This is a genomic window from Massilia sp. 9096 (assembly GCF_000745265.1).
Classification (GTDB): domain Bacteria; phylum Pseudomonadota; class Gammaproteobacteria; order Burkholderiales; family Burkholderiaceae_D; genus Telluria.
This window is the reverse complement of sequence record NZ_JQNN01000001.1, coordinates 2,226,466-2,245,007: the sequence shown is the minus strand read 5'-3', so window position 1 is coordinate 2,245,007 and position 18,542 is coordinate 2,226,466. Positions and strand designations below refer to the sequence as shown.

The 18,542-nt window shown below is 67.2% G+C and carries 15 protein-coding genes; 8 read left to right on the top strand and 7 right to left on the bottom strand.

Translation table 11 applies throughout. The features are described 5' to 3' along the window. Nucleotides 1-32 precede the first annotated feature (32 nt). Nucleotides 33-3,545 carry an EAL domain-containing protein gene (locus FA90_RS24930; protein ID WP_051971648.1) on the bottom strand — a complete coding sequence of 1,171 codons (3,513 nt, stop codon included), beginning with the start codon at nucleotides 3,543-3,545 and terminating at the stop codon, nucleotides 33-35. Between the two features lie 245 nt (nucleotides 3,546-3,790). On the opposite strand from FA90_RS24930, the gene FA90_RS09490 reads away from it, so the two are divergent. From FA90_RS09490 to FA90_RS09465, 6 genes are all read left to right on the top strand, one after another. After that, nucleotides 3,791-4,105 carry a hypothetical protein gene (locus FA90_RS09490; RefSeq protein ID WP_036168296.1) on the top strand — a complete coding sequence of 105 codons (315 nt, stop codon included), beginning with the start codon at nucleotides 3,791-3,793 and terminating at the stop codon, nucleotides 4,103-4,105. 86 nt (nucleotides 4,106-4,191) lie between these two features. Further along, complete coding sequence (locus FA90_RS09485; protein WP_036168293.1) at nucleotides 4,192-4,563, top strand: DUF427 domain-containing protein; 372 nt, start codon at nucleotides 4,192-4,194, stop codon at nucleotides 4,561-4,563. A gap of 329 nt (nucleotides 4,564-4,892) precedes the next feature. Further along, on the top strand, nucleotides 4,893-6,152 hold the full coding sequence (locus tag FA90_RS09480) for a carbohydrate-binding protein (RefSeq protein WP_156116647.1): 1,260 nt from the start codon (nucleotides 4,893-4,895) through the stop codon (nucleotides 6,150-6,152). Between the two features lie 409 nt (nucleotides 6,153-6,561). Next, on the top strand, nucleotides 6,562-9,375 hold the full coding sequence (locus FA90_RS09475) for a TonB-dependent receptor (RefSeq protein ID WP_051971647.1): 2,814 nt from the start codon (nucleotides 6,562-6,564) through the stop codon (nucleotides 9,373-9,375). 84 nt (nucleotides 9,376-9,459) lie between these two features. Next, nucleotides 9,460-10,428: a cupin-like domain-containing protein gene (locus FA90_RS09470; RefSeq protein ID WP_036168289.1), complete on the top strand. Its 969-nt coding sequence runs from the start codon at nucleotides 9,460-9,462 to the stop codon at nucleotides 10,426-10,428. After that, nucleotides 10,425-11,363: a glycosyl hydrolase gene (locus FA90_RS09465; protein WP_156116646.1), complete on the top strand. Its 939-nt coding sequence runs from the start codon at nucleotides 10,425-10,427 to the stop codon at nucleotides 11,361-11,363. The genes FA90_RS09470 and FA90_RS09465 overlap by 4 nt, the downstream gene beginning before the upstream one ends. Before the next feature lie 7 nt (nucleotides 11,364-11,370). On the opposite strand, the gene FA90_RS09460 is transcribed toward FA90_RS09465, so the two are convergent. From FA90_RS09460 to FA90_RS09450, 3 genes are read right to left on the bottom strand one after another with little or no spacing between them, the layout of a single operon-like run. Beyond that, nucleotides 11,371-12,699 carry an MFS transporter gene (locus tag FA90_RS09460; protein WP_051971645.1) on the bottom strand — a complete coding sequence of 443 codons (1,329 nt, stop codon included), beginning with the start codon at nucleotides 12,697-12,699 and terminating at the stop codon, nucleotides 11,371-11,373. A gap of 16 nt (nucleotides 12,700-12,715) precedes the next feature. Continuing rightward, nucleotides 12,716-14,200, bottom strand: a complete 1,485-nt coding sequence (nagZ, locus tag FA90_RS09455; protein ID WP_239700623.1) for a beta-N-acetylhexosaminidase — start codon at nucleotides 14,198-14,200, stop codon at nucleotides 12,716-12,718. 20 nt (nucleotides 14,201-14,220) lie between these two features. Further along, nucleotides 14,221-14,961, bottom strand: coding sequence for a GntR family transcriptional regulator (locus tag FA90_RS09450; protein ID WP_036168285.1), 741 nt, complete (start codon nucleotides 14,959-14,961; stop codon nucleotides 14,221-14,223). A 330-nt stretch (nucleotides 14,962-15,291) separates the two neighbouring features. Here FA90_RS09450 and FA90_RS09445 point away from each other — a divergent pair, with 330 nt between their 5' ends. Further along, nucleotides 15,292-15,867 carry a flavin reductase family protein gene (locus FA90_RS09445; protein ID WP_373994600.1) on the top strand — a complete coding sequence of 192 codons (576 nt, stop codon included), beginning with the start codon at nucleotides 15,292-15,294 and terminating at the stop codon, nucleotides 15,865-15,867. On the opposite strand, the gene FA90_RS09440 is transcribed toward FA90_RS09445, so the two are convergent. Both FA90_RS09440 and FA90_RS09435 read right to left on the bottom strand, forming a co-directional pair. Continuing rightward, entirely contained in the window at nucleotides 15,868-16,086 is a 219-nt protein-coding gene (locus FA90_RS09440) for a hypothetical protein (RefSeq protein WP_036168282.1), read from the bottom strand. 254 nt (nucleotides 16,087-16,340) lie between these two features. Then, on the bottom strand, nucleotides 16,341-16,760 hold the full coding sequence (locus FA90_RS09435) for a type II secretion system protein (RefSeq protein WP_036168280.1): 420 nt from the start codon (nucleotides 16,758-16,760) through the stop codon (nucleotides 16,341-16,343). A 230-nt stretch (nucleotides 16,761-16,990) separates the two neighbouring features. Between FA90_RS09435 and FA90_RS09430 the strand changes: the two genes are divergently transcribed. Further along, complete coding sequence (locus tag FA90_RS09430) at nucleotides 16,991-17,554, top strand: Dps family protein (RefSeq protein WP_051971644.1); 564 nt, start codon at nucleotides 16,991-16,993, stop codon at nucleotides 17,552-17,554. Nucleotides 17,555-17,604: 50 nt separating this feature from the next. Here FA90_RS09430 and FA90_RS09425 read toward each other — a convergent pair whose 3' ends face one another. After that, nucleotides 17,605-18,456 (bottom strand): oxygenase MpaB family protein, encoded by an 852-nt coding sequence (locus FA90_RS09425; protein ID WP_051971643.1) that lies wholly within the window; start codon nucleotides 18,454-18,456, stop codon nucleotides 17,605-17,607. Nucleotides 18,457-18,542 lie beyond the last annotated feature (86 nt).

Here is an 18,542-nt window from a genome sequence, read left to right as displayed (position 1 = left end):
GCCCGCTCAGGTCGTCCGCTCGGGTCGCCCGCTCAGGCTGACTGCAGCGCCTGCGCGCGCAGCCAGTCCTCGATCATCTCCGGGGGCGCCGGCTTGCTGTACAAATAGCCCTGGTGGCAGTCGCAGCCGAAGCTGACCAGCATGTCGCGCGCGCCTTCGGTCTCGACCCCTTCGGCGATCACGTCCAGGTTCAGGCTCCGGGCCAGGGCGACGATGGTGCGCGCGATCGCGGTGTCGTTGCTGTCGGTGAGGATGTCGCGCACGAACGAGCGGTCGATCTTGAGCGTGTCGATCGGCAGCTGCTTCAGGTAGGACAGCGACGAAAATCCCGTCCCGAAATCGTCCAGCGCGAACGAGATGCCGGCCGCGCACAGCGCGCGCATCTTGACGATCGTGTCCTCGATGTTCTCGACCAGCATGCTCTCGGTGAGCTCCAGCTTGAGCCGCGCCGGCGGCGCCCCGTTGCGCGCGAGGATGGCGAGGACGTCCTCGACGAAGCCGGCATCGCGCAGCTGGCGCGCCGAGATGTTCACCGCCACCACGACCCGGCCCAGCAGCGGGTCGCCCTGCCACGCGCCGATCTGGCGGCACGCCGCCTCCAGGATCCACAGGCCGAGCGGCACGATCAGCCCCGACTCTTCGGCAAACGGAATGAATTTGCCAGGCGCGACCAGGCCCTTGTGCGGATGGCGCCAGCGCACCAGCGCCTCAAGCCCGAACACGCCGCGCTGCGCGTGCATCTGCGGCTGGTACTCGAGCGTGAACTGGCCGCCGGCCAGCGCGTCGCGGAAGTCCGATTCGAGCTGCGCGCGTTCCAGCATCTCGCTTTGCATGACCGGATCGAACAGGCAGATGCGGTTCTTGCCCATGCCCTTGGCGCGGTACATCGCCACGTCGGCGCGTTTCAGCGTTTCGCTGACGGTCATGTCTTCGTCGGAAAACAGGACGATGCCGATGCTGGGCGTGGTGTGGTGCTGGTAGGAACCGATCTGGTAGGGCTCGCTCAAGCGCGCGCGGATGCCTTCGGCCAGCGCGCACGCCACCTGGCGCGTGGCGTCGGCGGACTCGCCGGCGCTGCTCTGCAGGACCACGAATTCGTCGCCGCCGAGCCGCGCGACCAGGTCGCCGCCCTGGACGCTGGCGCGCAGGCGCTGCGCCACCTGCTGCAGCAGCTGGTCGCCGATATCGTGCCCGCGCGTGTCGTTGAGGGCCTTGAAATTGTCCAGGTCGATGAACAGCAGGGCGCCCTGCGCGCGCGCGGGCGTGGCGCCGCCGATGTCGTGTTCGAGGCGTTCGAGCAGCGCCTGGCGGTTGGGCAGGCCGGTCAGCTGGTCGTGATACGCCAGCGAGCGGATCCTGGCGATGTGCTGCATGTTGGCCAGCTCGGAAGCCACGCGCGCGCTGAAGATGCGCATGCTCGATTCGATCAGGTCGGTGTCCGAGATCTTGCTCTCGTAGAGCGCGAAGACCGAACCGATCAACTCGCCGGCGCTGTTTTCCAGGCGCGCGCCGACGCAGGCCTGGAACGAGGCCGCGCCGAACGAGCGGGTGTTCGGAAATCGCTCGACCAGGCCGTCGTTCACCACGCAGACCGGGCTGGCGAACATCGCCGCGCAGGGCGTGCCCGCGAGCGCATAGGCGAAGCCGCCGATGACCTGGCCGTGCACCACGGCGGTGACGATCTCGCCCTGCTGCGAGGCCGGCGAGAACAGCGAGATGAAGGCGGCATCGGCGTTGACCGCTTCCGCCATGTGGACCGCGACCTGTTCGAAAAACCGGTGATCGGTATGCGACGAGACGCCCGCCGCCAGCGTCGCGACGGCCGCGCGCATGCGTCCCTTCTCGGCCTGGACGCGCAGGTGGGCGATGCCGAAACTGAGCTCGTCGGCCAGCGCCTGCAGCAGCTGGAACTCGTCCTCCGACGGCCGGCGCGGCTCGCTGGCGTACAGCGACATGACGCCGGTGGTGCGGCCTTCGTCCTTGAGCGGCAGGCAGATCACCGCCCTGCCGCCGAACCGCTCGGCGACGGCGCGCCAGCGGTCGAATGCGGGCGAGCGGTCGATATTCTCGATCACCTGCACGGTGCCGGTCCGGATCGCCACGCCGGCCGGACCGAGGCCAGTGCCGCCGGGTGCGTCGGCGTCCCAGCTGATCTCCATGTCGCGCAACAGCGAAGCGTCGGCCGCGTTGGCCGAGCTGGCGGCTACGCGCACGTGCTTGCCGGCGTCGTCGTCGGCGAAGCCGGCCCAGGCATTGATGTAGCCGCCCACGTTGCGCGCCAGCCGGCAGATGCCGTCGAGCAGTTCGTGGCGGTCCTTGACGCGCACCAGCAGCTGGCTGCAGGCGCTGCGCAGGTTCAGCGCGCGGTTCAGGCGCGACAGCTCGATCTCGGTCTTCTTGTGCTCGGCCAGGTCGATGAAGCTGCCGACCACCGAGACCAGCCGGCCGTCGCGGTCGCGGATCCCGGCCCCCTTGTCGAACACGTGCGTGTAGTAGCCGTCGGGCAGGCGCAGCCGGTATTCGGCCTGCCAGCGCTCGACGCTGCCGTCCAGCAGCCGCAGGAAGCCGGGGATGACCCAGGCGCTGTCGTCGGGATGGACGCGCTCTTCCCAGCTGCGATCGGACAGCCGCGTCGTGTCCGACTTGAGGTCGTACAGGGCCCTGGCCTGGACGCTGCGCCAGACGGTGCCGGTGCGCAGGTCGACTTCCCAGATCAGGTCGGTCGAGACCAGCGCCCAGCTTTCCAGCCGCAGCATGTGCGCCTGCAGCGCATCCTGGGCCGCCTTCTGCGCTTCGATGCTGGTGCAGACGATGATCGAGCCCAGTTTGCGCCGGGTGCCGGGCTCGAGCATGACCTTGACCTTCACCGAAAACCATTGGTACGCGCCGCCCTTGGTGCGCTTGCGGATCTCGAGCGCCTGGGCCGCGGCGCCGTCGCGCAGTTGGCAGTCCACGTCGGCGCGGATCAGGTCGACGTCATGCGGGTACACCACGTCGTAGGCGTGCCGGTGCCGCAGCTCCTCGAGCGTGTAGCCGAGGATGACCGCGTACGAAGGCGAGATGTAGACGTAGCGGCCGTCCGCGTCGAGGTGGGCGATCAGGTCGCTGCTGTTTTCGGCCAGCAGGCGGTATTGCGCCTCGCTCCTGGCCAGCGAGTCGATCGCGCTCTTGTGCGCGCTGATGTCGACGATGCTGCCCACGTGCCCTTCGAAGGCGCCGGCCTGGTTGAAGCGTGGCGCCGCGCTCTCGAGCACCCAGCGCACCGCGCCGCAGGACTTCCTGAGGCGGTACTCGACCTTGTACTCGCGCTGGCCGCGCCGTTCTTGCCTCAGCAGATCGCGGATGGCACCCCAGTCGTCCTCGTGCACGAACGCGGACCAGTCGTCGACCGTGACCGCGCCGCTGCCGCTCGAGAGGCGCTGCGCGGCGTCGGGATTGAGGTAGGTGCACACGCCGGCGGGGTCGGCCATCCAGATGATCGCCGCGCAGGCATCGACGATGTCCTGCAGGTCTTGACGGGGGCTGGACGGCCGGGTGTCGCGCATGGGTAAATGAGGAGAACGGTAAGGGGAGGGCGGTGACAAAGCGGGCGGCATCGAGTCGGGACCCGACAGTCACAAACTCGGGCGGACATGATTTTACTTGAGCCGCATCAATATCTTTGGAACAGAAACGGCTATGTGGAAATCCCACAACGCCGGGGCGGGGCCGCCGCATTCATGTCGAACCCCTATACTGTACATCTATACAGTATTATGTCCACTATCCGGTTATCGACGAGAAGTGGGGCATGAGCACACAAAATACGACAGCGGCGGACTACACCACCGTTCCGCTCGATTTTCCGCAGGAAGCCGGCGGCACGCCTTCGAACCGCTGCCTGGACTGGAATGTCTGCGAGGAGCTGGCGCTGCACCTGGCGGGCGAATGCGCGCGCGTGCAGGCGGAAAGCGACCGCTCGGTGCGCCCGGTCGACATCCTGCTCAAATCCTATCGCCTGGTCGAGGCGCTCGGCTGGGGCGAGCCGCCCTTGCTGCGCTGGGTCGTGCGGCGCGTCGCGGCCTTGCTGGACTGGCCGCTGCCGGACATTGCGCGCCCGGTGTGAGCCGGCGCCGGACGCGCGCGCGTCCGGCAGGTTTTGCGGCGCTGCGGCACAATCGCGATACGCTCATCATCGAAAGGAGTCCACGCATGGACAAAATCGTCAAAGTGCCGGGTCCGGATCACCCGATCGCCGTCATGCCGTCCGCCAAGCGCGTCATGGTGACCCTCGGCGAGACCGTCGTCGCCGACACCCGCCACGCGCTGTCGCTCAAGGAAGCTGCTTACCCGGCCGTGCTGTACATCCCGCGCGCGGACGTGCAGATGGACCTGCTGATCCGCAGCCAGCACACCACCTATTGCCCGTACAAGGGCGACTGTAATTACTTCAGCATCCCCTCGGCCGGCGCGCGCGGCGAAAACGCGGTGTGGACCTACGAGCATCCCCACGACGCGGTGGCCCCGATCGCCAACCACCTGGCGTTCTATCCGGATCGTGTCGACGTGACCACCGTCGATTGAAGCGTTTGAACGCGATGCTGGACCCGTCGCTCGCGCCACCATACCAGTGCGTGCTGAACGACGGATTGGTATTGCAACGTCGGCTCTTGTTTTGCGCCGCGTCCAGGTATGCATGTCATCCCCGCGGTCATTGGTATTACAAAGAAAACCAATTCTTGAAACCACTTGACCGCCTATTTTTCCAATGAGAATGTAAGTACCGGCTGGCTATCGCTGCGCGCTGAGCGATCGCAAATCCTTGATTTGACGAAACTTTTTGATAAAGATCAATGAGCGTTAGTCCTGGGGCCAGTTGCGGAAAACACTCAACGGAAATAGGAGAGATGATAATGAGAAATCCCAACATGGGCGGTCTTATCACTGCCTTGATCGCCAGTACCCTGGCCGGCTGCGGCGCCGGCAACGATCCGGACCCCGTGAGCGCGCGTTCGGCGCACCAGCTCGCCACGTCGAGCGCCTCGTGTCCGGGCTGGAGCTCGAGCGCGGTGTATACCGCCGGCATGTGCGTCACCTACGGCGGCAACACCTATACCGCCAATTACTGGAGCCAGGGCAACGTGCCCGGCACCGCCGACCAATGGGGACCCTGGGCACTGACCGGCACCGGCACTACCCCCACGCCGACCCCGACCCCGACGCCCACCCCGACCCCGACCCCGGCCCCGACCGGCTTCTCGTTCGGTCCCTACAAGGACGTCACGGTCAACCTGAACTGGAATACCAATGTGCTGTCGACCAAGGTGACCGGCAGCCTGCAGCCCTTGCTCAGCGTGATGCCGTCCAAGCTCAACACCGTTACCTGGGCGTTCGCGACCGGCGAGTGCGGCAGCGAAAACTGGGGCGGGGTGCAGGGCGCGGCGCTGGCCGGCGCCAACGTGCAGAATTTCGTCAACGCCGGCAAGACCTACATCCTGTCGACCGGCGGCGCCGCCGGCTCATTCTCGTGCGGCTCGGACGCCGGTTTCGAAACCTTCATCGGCCGCTACAACAGCGCCAACCTGCGCGGCGTCGACTTCGACATCGAAGCCGGGCAATCGCAGGACGTGATCAACAACCTGATCCAGCGCGTGAAAGTAGCACAACCCAAGCATCCCGGCCTGCGCTTTTCCTTCACGCTGGCGACCCTGGGCGGCAATTCGGCGCAGAGCCTGGGCACGATCGGCGTGAACACCATGAACGCGATCAAGGCGGCAGGGCTGACCAACTACTACATCAACCTGATGGTGATGGATTACGGCAGCGCCGGCAGTTCGGTGTGCACGCTGGGCAGCAGCGGCAAATGCGACATGGGTCAATCGGCGATCCAGGCCGCGATCAGCCTGCACAATTACTGGGGCGTGCCGTACAACCGCATCGAGCTGACGCCGATGATCGGCGGGAACGACGCGACCGATGAAATCTTCTCGCTGGCGGACGCCGACAAGATCACCAGCTGGGCCAAGACCAACGGCCTGGCCGGCATCCATTACTGGTCGCTCGACCGCGACACCGACTGCGCCCCGGGTTACGCATTGCCGACCTGCAACAGCTATGGCCAGGCCGGCAACTGGGGCTTCGCCAACCGCTTCATCACCGATCTCGGCTTGTAAAACGCCGCGGCGGGGGAGGGCCGGTTCCTGCGCTGCCGGGGCCGGCCCTTCGCTTTTGAAGCGCGCGCGCGGCGTATTCAAAACGCAACATCAATACCACCCATTTGCGCTTTTACCACAGCCGCTGGAACTATCCATCCTGCATGGCCTAGATACCAATACTGGACCGCGGGAAGTGGCAGCCCCTTATGCGCCCATAACATGAGCTTATTCGAGCATACCACTACTGGAAACGGTTCCACGCGGGTCTATGCAAGGTGGATTGCGTACAAAATAAGCAAGAAATTGGTAGTAATCTGGTATCGAGCCCTTGTATATTGACAAGTACTGGTTCTATCGACGAGTGACCGGCGCGGCAGACACCACCTCACACACAAGACGTCATTACAAGCCAACCAAGGGGAAGCACATGAAAGATCCGAAGGCAGCAGCGGGCAAGCGTCAGCAACCACTTTCCGATACCAGGCTGACGCCGGCGGCCCATGCCGTCGCGCTGCTGGTCCTGGGCGTCGCCAACGCCGCGTCGGCGCAGAATGCGACCCAGAACCCGGTGCCCGACAGCGCCAGCGCCGACACGCGGACCAATACCGTCATCGTCTCGGGTATCCGTGCCTCCCTGCAGCAATCGCTGGCGGTCAAGCGCAACGCCGACAGCAACGTCGAAGTGATCACCGCCGAAGACGTCGGCAAGATGCCGGACAAGAACGTGGCCGACTCGCTGCAGCGCCTGCCGGGCGTGAACATCAGCTCGTCGGCGGCCGGTTCCGGCGGCTTCGACGAGAACGACCGCGTCAGCCTTCGCGGCACCGCGCCCAGCCTGACCCAGACCACCATCAACGGCCACGCGCTGTCCTCGGGCGACTGGTTCGTGCTCGACCAGGTCGGCGGCGCGGTCGGCCGCAGCGCCAGCTATTCGCTGCTGCCGTCCGAGATCGTCGGCCAGGTCGTGGTCCACAAGACCCCGACCGCCGACCTGATCGAAGGCGGTGTGTCGGGCACCGTCGACATCATCACCCGCAAGCCGCTCGACTTCCGCCAGCCGCTGTCGTTCGAAGCCTCGGCGCAGGCCGTGCGCTCGACGCTGGCCAAGAAGAACGATCCGCAATACAGCGTGCTGGCCAACTGGAAGGATCCGACCAACACCTTCGGCGTGATGGTCCAGGGCTTTTCGGAAAAGCGCAGCCTGCGCCGCGACGGCCAGGAGCTGCTCCAGTGGGCCCAGATCGCCCCGACCAGCAAGATCGCCACCGCCCATCCGGACCTGGCCAATGTCTGGTACCCGCGCCTGATCGGCTCCTCGCTGTTCGAGCAGGAACGCCAGCGCAAGGGCGGCCTGCTCGACCTGCAGTTCAAGCCGAGCCGCGACTTGTCATTCGATGCGACCTATTTCAGCTCGCTGCTGAAAGCCTCGAACTACAACCGCAACTACATGACCGACATGCTCGGTTCGGGCGTGATCGGCGGCGACGTCGCGCCGGACTCGTACGCGGTGCGCAACGGCACGCTCACCGCGGCGTCCTGGGCCAACGCGGGCACGGCGGCGGCGCCGCTGCGCTACGGGATCGTCGACAACATCAATCGCCCGGGCGCCTACGCCAAGACCCAGTTCCTCGACCTGGACGGGCGCTGGCGCGTGACGAACGACCTGGATCTCAGCGCCAAGGCCGGCATCACGCGCGGCACCGGCGCCACCCCGGCGCAGGGCGTGTACGAGGGCGACATCAACAATTCGGGCGTGAACTACCAGCTCAACGGCCTGGGCAACCCGGCCACGGTCCACTTCCCGAGCATTAACACGGCCAACTTCACCGGCACGCCGCTGGACTGGGTGTTCGGCGCGTCGCCGGCATCGACCTTCGACGAAGAGAAGTACGCGCAGATCGACGCCGCCTACCGCCTCGAAGCCGGCCCGCTACGCCAGATCAAGTTCGGTTTCCGCGGCACCGACCACCATCGCAGCAACCTGGAAGTGTCGCAGGGCCCGAACTGGGCCAACACCAATCCGGGCTCGAGCAGCACCAACCCGGCCTGGAACGGCAGCACCTATCCGGGCGACTTCGCCAGCGACCTGGGCGGCGATTTTCCGAAGAACGTCTGGCAGCTCGACCCCAACATCCTGAGCGCCTGGGGCGACCTGCACTCGAACCGCGACGTCAGCCGCACCTACTATCCGGACATGTTCAACCTGACGGAAAAGACCAAGGCGCTGTACCTGTCGGGCGACTTCGAGGGCGATATGTGGAGCGGCAACGCCGGCGTGCGCATCGTGCGCACCGAGGGCACCTCGAACGGCTACCAGATCCTGCCGAACCAGCCGCCGGGCGGCAACCTGCCGGCCTTCCCGTGGGGCGGTTTCGTGCAGCAGACCGCGGTCGAGAACAACAGCACGTATGCGCTGCCGAGCGCCAACCTGAAGTTCGACGTCAACAAGGACGTGGTGGCGCGCCTGGGCGTGTCGCGCACCATGACCCGTCCGGACTTCGGCGCGCTGGGCGGCACCGTCACGCTGACCGACGAGAACCACACCGGCAACGGCGGCAACGCCAGGCTCAAGCCGGTCATCTCGAACAACATCGACGCGACCGTGCAGTGGTACTTCGCCCCGCGCGCGCTGGCGTCGGCCGGCCTGTTCTACATGGACCTGCGCAACTACGTCGGCTACGGCACGACCAGCGGCGTGTTTATCGACAGCCGCGCTTCGCAGCAGACCGGACGTGGCGTGTTCGCGACCTATGCGATCACCGCGCCGATCAACGTCGACGCCAGCGTCAAGGGCGCCGAGTTCAACCTGCAGCTGCCGATCGGCATGGGCTTCGGCGCGGACACCAACCTGACCCTGGCCGACTCGAAGCAGAATTTCGGCAGCTGCCCGGCGCTCACCACCGTCACCAGCTCGGACCCGTGCGACATGCTGGGCGCGTCCAAGGTCACCGCCAATGCCAGCGCCTTTTATGAGAACGACGTGTTCAACGCGCGCATCGGCTACGCCTGGCGTTCGTCCTACCTGGCGGCGCAGGACCGCGGCACGCCGATGTACCAGGACGCCGTCGGCCAGCTGTCGGCCTCGGCCAACTGGAACATCACCAAGTACGTGACCCTGACCTTCAGCGGCCAGAACCTCAACAACCCGGTGCTGAAGAACTACGTCTACAACAAGGACCAGCCGAGGAGCTTCTACGTCAACGGCGCGCAGTATTATCTGGGCGTGCGCATCAAGTACTGACGCGCGCCGCCTGATACGTTGTTGCGCCGCCCCCGCCAAGCCGGCGGAGGCGGCGCGTCGTTCCTTGTGCTTGTCCTTGCGCCCATGAGCCAACCCATCCGCGAATACAACCACGTCGACGCCGCGCTGCTGCACGACGAGATCCTGAGCTGCGGCGCGCCGGCGCTGCTGCGCGGCTTCGTGTCCGGCTGGCCGGCGGTCGCGCACGCGCGCGCGTCGCCCGAGGCCATCTGCCGCTACCTGCTGGACTGCGACAGCGGCCAGGCGGTCGACGCGCTGCTGCTGCCGCCGCAAGAGAGGGGGCGCCTGTTCTACGCGCCCGACATGAACGGCTTCAATTTCGCACGGCGCCGGCTGCCGGTCTCGCACGTGATCGAGCAGCTGGCGCGCTATTCGCAGTTCGCCGACCCGCCGTCGGTGGCGGTGCAGAGCGCGCCCGTCGGCGCGTGCCTGCCGCGCTTCGGGCGCGAGAACAGGCTCGCGGCGATCGACATCGTCGACGCGCCGGCGCGCATCTGGATCGGCAATGCGATCGTCACGCCGGCCCACTTCGACGAATCGGAAAACATCGCCTGCGTGGTCGCCGGCCGGCGCCGTTTCACGCTGTTCGCGCCGGAGCAGGTCGGCAACCTGTACATCGGCCCGCTCGACTACGCGCCCACGCCCACGCCGATCAGCATGGTCGATTTCAACGCGCCCGACCTGGCGCGCTTCCCGCGCTTCGCCCGGGCGATGGAAGGCGCGCTGGTGGCCGAGCTCGGACCGGGCGACGCGATCTACATCCCCTCGCTGTGGTGGCACCACGTGCAGTCCACCGGACCGCTGAACATCCTGGTCAACTACTGGTGGAAGGCGGTGCAGGCCGTGGACGGCGAGCGCACGCCGATGCAGGCGCTGGCCATCGCCATGGATGCGCTGCGCGCCATGCCCCCGGCGCAGCGCCAGGCCTGGGCCGCCATGTTCGGCCATTACGTGTTCGATGCCGGCGTCGATCCGGCCGCCCATCTTCCCGCGCACCGCCACGGTGTGCTCACCAAGGTCAGACCGCAATGAAAAAAACCTTCCTTGCCGCATTGCTGCATGCCGGATTGTTCGGCGCCGCCGTGCAGGCCCACGCCGCCCCGGCCTTCGTCGCCGGTCCCTACCAGTATCTGCCGCTGACCCAGGGCGCCGCCCGGATCCTCGCGCACGGCACCCTGACCTGGGCCTTCGCCTCGGGTGAATGCGGCGACGAGGTCTGGTTCGACCGCAGCGCCGAGGAGGTGGCCAGGAACGTGGCGGCGTTCGCGAAAGCCGGGCGGCCCTACATCGTCTCGACCGGCGGCGCCGAACACATGTTCATCTGCGCCAGCAGCGCCGGCATGGAGCGCTTCCTGCAGCGCTACGATTCGCCCCAGCTGGTCGGCGTCGATTTCGACATCGAGGACAAGCAGACCCCGGCCCAGGTCGATGCGCTGATGGCCGCCATCAAGGACGCGCAGAAACGCCATCCCAAGCTGCGCTACAGCTTCACGGTCGCGACCCACGCTGCCAGCGACGGCAGCCGGGACAGCCTGAACCCGCTGGGCGAAAGCATCCTCGCCGCCATCGAGCGCCACGGCGTGCGGGATGCCGTGTTCAACCTGATGGTGATGGACTACGGGCCGGCTTCGCCGAAAGCCTGCGTGGTGACGGATGGCGTGTGCGACATGGGGGCGTCGAGCCTGCAGGCGGCGCGCAACGTGCACGCCAAATACGGCATCCCGTACGAGCGCATCGCGCTGACGGCGATGATCGGCATGAACGACGTGGTCTCGAACGTGTTTTCGGTCGCGGATGCGCGCACCATGATCGAAGGCGCCCGTACCTTGAAGCTGGCCGGGGTGCATTACTGGTCGCTGGGGCGCGACAAACCCTGCGGCAAACCAGTGAGCGCCGCCAGCGATTCGTGCAGCGGCGTCGATGCCGCCGCCGGCGCGTTCGAGGCCATCCTGTCGCAGGAGCGCTAGCGGTTTTTTACGCGTCCGCGCGCGGGGCGTCCGCGCCGTCGTCGAGCGCGCGGCGCGCCTGCATCGGAATGACCTGTGACAGCACCGCCACCGGGATCGCCGCCAGCATCACCCACAGGAAGAAGTGGCGGTAGCCCAGCGCCAGCTGGATGTCGCCGCTGACGTACTTGAACAGCGAGAAGCCCAGCTGCATGATGCCGGTCGAGAAGGCGTAGTGCGCGGTCTGGTACTTGCCCGGCGCGACCACCTGCATCATGTATAAAATCAGGCCCACGAAGCCGAAGCCGTAGCCGAACATCTCCATGCACAGGCCGGCGCCGATGACCGTCAGGTCGGTCGGCTGGGTCATCGACAGATACCAGAACACGGCATTCGGCAGGTTGACCGCCAGGATCAGCGCCAGCATCGCGCGTTTCAGGCCCAGCCTGGCGGTGAAGTAGCCGCCCGCGATGCTGCCGACGATGAAGGCGACCGTGCCGACGGTGCCGTATACCGCGCCCACTTCCGAAGTCGACAGGCCCAGGCCGCCCAGGTTGCGCGCCTCGCGCAGGAACAGCGGGCCGATGGTCTGCACCTGGGCCTCGCAGGCACGGAACAGGATGATGAAGACGATCGAGACCCAGATGCCGGGCTTCCGGAAATAATCGACGATGACTTGCCACAGCGTGCGTGCGATGGCGCCGGCATCATGGCCGAGCGCCAGCGTGTTCGGCGCCAGCGGCAGCGCCCAGCTGTTGTACAGGCCCAGGCCGACCAGCATCGCGGCGACGATGCAAAACACGATGGTCCAGGCCGACACCGCGCCCACCGTCTTTTCCAGGTAGCCGGCCAGCAGCAGCAGGCCGCCGGCCGAGATGAAGCGGCCGGCGTTGAAGAAGGTGCCGGTCCAGCCGGCGTAACGCGCCTGCCCGGTTTCGTCCAGGCTGGCGATGTACAGGCCGTCGCAGGCCACGTCGTGCGTGGCCGAGCAGATCGCGACCAGGGTCAGCATCGCCACGCAGGCGCCGAACCAGAACGGCAGGTGCAGCGCCGCCGCGACCAGGCCCAGGCAGGCGCCGCCGATCAGCTGGAAGCTCACCACCACCAGCTTCTTGCTCGAAGCCAGTTCGAGGAAGGGGCTCCATAGCGGCTTGAAGATCCAGGCCGACATGATGGCCGCGGTCCAGTGGGCGATGTCGTCGTTGGCCACGCCCATGCTCTTGAACATCTGGCCGGCGACGATCGCGACCGCATAGAACGGCAGGCCCTGGGCGAAATACAGGCTGGGCACCCAGGCCAGCGGGCTGCGCCGGGTGGCGGGCCGCGTGGCCGCGGGTGCAAGCGTCGGCGTGTGCATGTCGATGATGAACTCCTCAGTCGAACCCGGGCACGGGGATGCGGCCTGCGGCCTCGATCTCGCCGGCCAGCCAGGCGCCGACGGCGTCCAGCGCGGGCGGCGCGAAGCCGTAGGTGAGCAGGGCGGGCGTGTTGAAATCGAGCGCCTGGTAGGGGTTCCACAGCGCCAGGTGCAGGTCGGGCGTCCAGTTCGAACGCGCGTGCGCGCCGTAGCGCATGCGGCTGGTCGATGCCAGGATCGTCAGGCGGCCGTCCGGGGGCAGGGCCGCCCAGTCGAAGCGGTCTTCGTCGTCGAAGGTGACCAGGTCGACGTCGAAGTGGCGGCGCAGCAGGTCGGCCACGCTCGCCGCCGGCACGCCGGCTTCCGAGACGCCGTCGCTGACCACGTCCGCGCGCGCCACCAGGCGCACCCGGCTGCCGATCGGCGGGCGCTGCGGGTCCCGGTACGCGGTCAAGCCGCGCCGCCAGGCCAGCGCCATCAGCGCGCGGTCGGCTTCCTCCTGCGGGTAGGGCGAGCCCTTGGACGGAAAGCGCCGCGCCAGCGCGTGCAGGCGCGCCACGCGCGCGTGCGCGCCCGCGAGCGGCAGGGTGCCGTCGGCGAGAGCCGCGGCGATCGCGTCGATGGTTTCCATCTGCGTGGCCCTGGTACCGAGCGCCATTACCATGTCGGCGCCAGCCTGCAGCGCACGCACGGCGGCTTGTCCGGCGCCGTAGCGGCCGGCGATCGCATGCATGTCCATGCCGTCGGTGATGATCACGCCCTGGTAATCCCATTCCTCGCGCAGCAGGCCGTGCAGGATGCGGCGCGACATCGTGGCCGGCATGTCGGCGTCGAGCGCCGGGTAGACGATGTGCGCCGTCATCAGGGCCGGCGCATGCGGCGCGGCCGTGCGGAAGGGCTTGAACTCGAACGCTTCCAGCTGCGCCAGCGGTTTGTCGACGCGCGGCAGGTCGCGGTGCGAGTCGACGTGGGTGTCGCCGTGGCCGGGGAAGTGCTTGACGCAGCAGGCCACGCCCTCCGCCAGGCTGCCCGCCATCCAGGCCAGCGCCAGCTCGGCCGCGCGCGCGGGGTCGGCGCCGAACGAGCGCTCGGCGATGACCGGGTTGTCCGGATTGTTGTTCAGGTCCAGTACCGGCGCGAAGTTCCAGTTGAAGCCGAGCGCACGCACCCCGCGCGCGACCGCAACGCCGACTTCGCGCGCCAGCCCGGGGTCGTCGGCTGCGCCCAGCCCCATCGCGGCCGGCGGCTGCGGCAGCCAGGTCGCGCGCACCACGGCGCCGCCTTCCTGGTCGATGCCGATCAGAGCGTGCGTCCCCATCGCGGCGCGCAGGTCGGCGGTGAGTTGCGCCAGCTGCCCGGCATCGACCATGTTCTGGCGGAACAGGCAGACCCCGCCGATCCGGTAGGCGCGCAGGAAGGTGGCGGTTTCCTCGTCGAGCGTCGTGCCAGGGAAGCGGATCATGATCATCCGGCCGGCGAGTTGCTTCAGCTCGGTGCTCATCGCCTCACTCATCGGCGCACTCATCGGCGTACCTCCGCCACGTACTCGTAATAATCGCTGCGGCAGTACGAGTGGGTCAGCTCGACCGCGGCGCCGCTCTCCAGGTAGCTGACGCGGGTAATGTGCAACATCGCCGCGCCCGGTTCGATGCCGGCCAGGCGCGCCTGCTCGGCGCTGGCGTTGACCGCGCGGATGTGCTGCAGCGCGCGAGAGGGCACGGCGCCGCGCTCTTCCAGGTAGCCGTACAGCGAATTGGCCACGCCATGCGGATCGGGCATGTAGACGGTCGGGATGGTGCTGGTTTCGATCGCCATGACGACGTTGTCGGCCGTGCGCAGGCGTTTCAGGCGCGCCACCGGCATGCTCGGCGACAGGCCCAGCGACAGCAGTTCGAGCGGGGTCGCCACGCCGATCTCGCGCTGCAGCCAGCGCGAGCCGGCGGTGAAGCCGCGCTGCTTGAGCTCTTCGGAAAAGCTGGTCAGGCGCGAGAGCGGCTGCTCGAGCTTGGGCGTGATGTAGGTGCCGGAGCCGCGCCGGCGCGTCAACATGCCGCGTTCGCACAGCATGTCGATCGCCTTGCGCGCGGTCACGCGCGAGATGTCGAGCATCTCGGACAGCGTGCGCTCGGACGGCAGCGCCTCGTTGGCGCGCCAGTCGCCGCTGATGATGCCGCTGGAGAGCTTGTTCGCGACCTGGATGTAAAGCGGCGTGCCGCTGTGGGCATCGGGCCGGAAGCCGGCGAGCTGGTCGAGGGCGTTCATGATGCCAGCCCTGCGTGGGTTCCGATGGGGTCGCCGCCGATGAGAGAGTCGATCATTGAACCGCCTGGTGATTGATGAGCTGTCAACTTTCAACACACTATAGGTTGGCAATATCCCAATGTCAACAGGTCTTTAACTGGTATCTCCGGCTGCCGCATCGTCACCGTTGCGCCTGGCCGACGCGGTGCTGTAAGCGATTGTTTAGGAAGGAGAAAATCTCAACAGGGCAAAGAGGCCAGATTGCTACCGGTATGAGGCCACAGCATGGCCGCGACCGTCGCCGTGATAACGCCGCCAGTCGTCCGCCGCTGCCGGCCGCGTCCGGCGACAATGCCGAACACGACCCACGACAAGGAGCAGGCGATGGCGCGCATGGCCGCAATCGAATTGGACCGGGTGCGGCGCTACCTGGAACCCGGACCGGTGGTGCTGGTGTCGTCGCGTCACGGCGACGAGCGCGACATCATGGTGATGGGCTGGCACACGGTGATGGAATTCACGCCGTCGCTGGTCGGCTGCGTGATCGCCGCCGGCAACCACAGTTTCGAGCTGATCCGCGCCAGCGGCGAGTGCGTCATCAACCTGCCGACGACGACGCTGCTGGACGCGGTGCTCGGGATCGGCTCGACCAGCGGCGCCGACCTCGACAAGTTCGACGCCTTCGGCCTCACGCCCGAGGCCTGCGAACAGGTCGGCGCGCCCGCGATCGCCGAATGCCACGCGCAGTTCGAGTGCAGGCTGCACGACGACAGCCTGGTCGAGCGCTACAATTTCTTCGTCTGGGAAGTCGTCGCCGCGCGTGCCCGGCCTGCGCCGGCGCACCCGGAAACCCTGCACTACAAAGGCGACGGCACCTTCATGGTGTCAGGGCGGATCATCCACCGGCATCGCGCCGGATTGAAATGATCACAGGTCGTCGGCGCGCACCTGCTGGCTGGTCAGCACCCTGTGGATCACCGCAGCGCCCACGTCGTGCGCCTTGAGGAATTCCACGGCGCCGATGGTGCCGAGGCATGCCTGGATCAGCATGCCTTGCCGTACGATGCCGGCCTTGTCGATGTCATGATCCAGCGCCGGGCTTGCCGGCGACGCCTGCGAGCGGCGGTCAACTTGTTGCGTTTCCATGGGACGTCCTTGGTCGAGTGGAGCCGATGTCGTACTCAGGCTTTGCTTGTGAATGTAATCGTATGACATGGGGCTGGGAATGGACGCATTCCTGTTCCGACTTAAGCGAAGTCCTACAGGCAAAAAAAGATCCGACGACCGTGAGGCCGACGGATCGAACTACCCTGTGAAGAGATAGAAGAAGACCGGAACATCGTAGCGCGCCAACATGTCAGCGCGATGACACGCCGGCGCCGCCTGGCAGCCGGCACCGCCTAGCAGCCAGCGCCGTCGCCGTAACGATTCACGCTGGTCCCTGTGTCGGGCAGGTACGCCAGGCTGCACTCGGGATGCTGGGCATCGGCCGCGATGACGCCGGCCACGCGGGTGTCGTAGCCCTCTGCCAGCCCGGCCGCGACCACGATGCCGGCGCTGGTCGGATAGCCGTTGGCGTTCATCTGCACCTCGTCGAGCACGCTGCCGGCCGCCGGCGAGCCGGCCAGCATCCACTTGAGGTGGTACACCTGCGCCGCTTCGTTCACGGCATGGCGCGCGACATCCATCTTGGCGACGCGCGCGCTGCGGATCGTATCGGCGTAGCGCGGCAGGGCGACGGCCGACAGGGTCCCGGCGATCGCGACCACCGTGGTGAGTTCCAGCAGCGTAAAACCGCGCTGGCGTTTGGGCATGTGCATACCATCGCTCCGTGACGAAAGGCCCTGCAACCGAGGGATCGCGACTCAATAAGCATGCACTTTAGACAATTGTCGAGCAGGACGGCGCGCGCTTGCCTTGCATCATCGTCAATCAATACGAGCGCCATCAAATCGCGCCGCAGTGTAAGTTGTTCGTGTTTGCTCGTGCACGCCTGCACGGCTTGCAGCGAGCGGCACTCCCATCCATTAACCCTTTTCGCGAGACTGATATGACCGACAAGAAAGATGATGTTATCCAGGAATTCGGCGCCCTGGCGCCGGTGCGCATCGGCCTGGCCGCCGACGTGCGCTCGAAAAGCGTGCGCGCCCTGAACCACCTGCTGGCCCACACGATGGCCCTGCGCGACGCCTACAAGAAGGCCCACTGGCAGACCGCCGGCGCGACCTTCTACGAACTGCACCTGCTGTTCGACAAGCACTACGAAGAACAGGTCACGCTGATGGACTCGATCGCCGAGCGCATCCAGAACCTGGGCGGCGTCACCATCGCGCTGCCGGGCGACATCGCCAGCGAATCGTCGATCGCACGCGCCCCGCGCGGCCGCGAGTCGGCACGCGCCCAGCTCGACCGCCTGGCCGACGCCCACGAAACCATCCTGCTCGACGCGCGCCCGCTCGCGCGCGAGGCCGACGATGCCGGCGACGACGGCACCAACGACCTGATCGTCAGCGAGATCGTGCGCACCAACGAGCTGCAAAGCTGGTTCATCGTGCAGCACCTGCAGCGCCATTCGGAACTGGGGGACAACGCCGCGCCGAAGTCGGCGGAGTGATTCATCCGGCGGCGCCGGGGTCGAGCGCCCCGGCGCAGGCCATTGAAACGCTACCTGGCCGTGACCATCCTGCGCACGGCCTGCCGCGGCGGCGTGTCGCCCAGCGGCAGCAGCGCGCCGCCTCGCGCGAGCGCGCGCACGACGGCCGCTTCGCCGGCGCGCAAGCCCTGCCCGCGCAGTTGCGGCAGGGAGCGCACCGGCTCGGGTACGATCTGCACGGCGGCGCGCACCAGCAGGCGCTGCAGCAATCGCAAGGGCGCGGGCACGATCGGCGCATTGGCCATGATGCGCAAGAAATCGGCGAGGATGTTCGACGCCTCCAGCGTAGGCGCGGTGCGCGCCAGCAGCGCCTCCCACTCGGCCCATGAACGCGGCGCATGGGTGGCCCCGTACAGCCGGGCCGAGGCCCGGCCCTCGGCGAAAACCCGATCGCGTTCGTGTGCCGACAGCGGCTGCACGTAGCGATGGTAGCTCGATGTAAAACCGAATGTGGCAGTCGCATGGACCCAGTCGAGCAGGCGTGGATCGTCGGCGCGGTAGGGCAGGCCGTCCGGCGTGACCCCCTGCACGCGCGCATGCATGCGCGTCACGCGCGCGATCAACGCCTCGGCGGCCGTGCGCGGCCCATAGACGGTCATCATCGCCGCGAAGCCGGTGCGGCGCAGGCGCGTGACCGGGTCGACGCGAAAGCCGGTGTGGTCCCATACGCCGGAACGCACCGACGGCTCGGCCAGTTCCAGCAGCACCGCCGCGACGCCGCCGATGAACAGGGCCACGGGATTGGCGAATACGCGCCACGACACGCCATCGGCCGGAGTCAGGGCGGGCTCGCCCGGCGGCTGGCTGAAATCGAAGTCCATGCCGGCCGGCGGGCGCATCAGGTCCTGGATCGTGTTCAGCATCGGCTGTCCTTCGTGGCGTCGAGCGGACGATTATAGCCAGGCGCCGGTTCGCGCGCCGACCCGGCAGGGGACGTGCGATCCTATGG

What these genes read in the sequence shown, in the direction of transcription:
- FA90_RS24930 (WP_051971648.1), bottom strand. Translation starts at nt 3,545, where the DNA reads ATGCGCGACACCCGGCCGTCCAGCCCCCGTCAAGACCTGCAGGACATC.
- FA90_RS09490 (WP_036168296.1), top strand. Translation starts at nt 3,791, where the DNA reads ATGAGCACACAAAATACGACAGCGGCGGACTACACCACCGTTCCGCTC.
- FA90_RS09485 (WP_036168293.1), top strand. Translation starts at nt 4,192, where the DNA reads ATGGACAAAATCGTCAAAGTGCCGGGTCCGGATCACCCGATCGCCGTC.
- FA90_RS09480 (WP_156116647.1), top strand. Translation starts at nt 4,893, where the DNA reads ATGAGAAATCCCAACATGGGCGGTCTTATCACTGCCTTGATCGCCAGT.
- FA90_RS09475 (WP_051971647.1), top strand. Translation starts at nt 6,562, where the DNA reads ATGAAAGATCCGAAGGCAGCAGCGGGCAAGCGTCAGCAACCACTTTCC.
- FA90_RS09470 (WP_036168289.1), top strand. Translation starts at nt 9,460, where the DNA reads ATGAGCCAACCCATCCGCGAATACAACCACGTCGACGCCGCGCTGCTG.
- FA90_RS09465 (WP_156116646.1), top strand. Translation starts at nt 10,425, where the DNA reads ATGAAAAAAACCTTCCTTGCCGCATTGCTGCATGCCGGATTGTTCGGC.
- FA90_RS09460 (WP_051971645.1), bottom strand. Translation starts at nt 12,699, where the DNA reads ATGCACACGCCGACGCTTGCACCCGCGGCCACGCGGCCCGCCACCCGG.
- nagZ (WP_239700623.1), bottom strand. Translation starts at nt 14,200, where the DNA reads ATGAGCACCGAGCTGAAGCAACTCGCCGGCCGGATGATCATGATCCGC.
- FA90_RS09450 (WP_036168285.1), bottom strand. Translation starts at nt 14,961, where the DNA reads ATGAACGCCCTCGACCAGCTCGCCGGCTTCCGGCCCGATGCCCACAGC.
- FA90_RS09445 (WP_373994600.1), top strand. Translation starts at nt 15,292, where the DNA reads ATGCCGAACACGACCCACGACAAGGAGCAGGCGATGGCGCGCATGGCC.
- FA90_RS09440 (WP_036168282.1), bottom strand. Translation starts at nt 16,086, where the DNA reads ATGGAAACGCAACAAGTTGACCGCCGCTCGCAGGCGTCGCCGGCAAGC.
- FA90_RS09435 (WP_036168280.1), bottom strand. Translation starts at nt 16,760, where the DNA reads ATGCACATGCCCAAACGCCAGCGCGGTTTTACGCTGCTGGAACTCACC.
- FA90_RS09430 (WP_051971644.1), top strand. Translation starts at nt 16,991, where the DNA reads ATGACCGACAAGAAAGATGATGTTATCCAGGAATTCGGCGCCCTGGCG.
- FA90_RS09425 (WP_051971643.1), bottom strand. Translation starts at nt 18,456, where the DNA reads ATGCTGAACACGATCCAGGACCTGATGCGCCCGCCGGCCGGCATGGAC.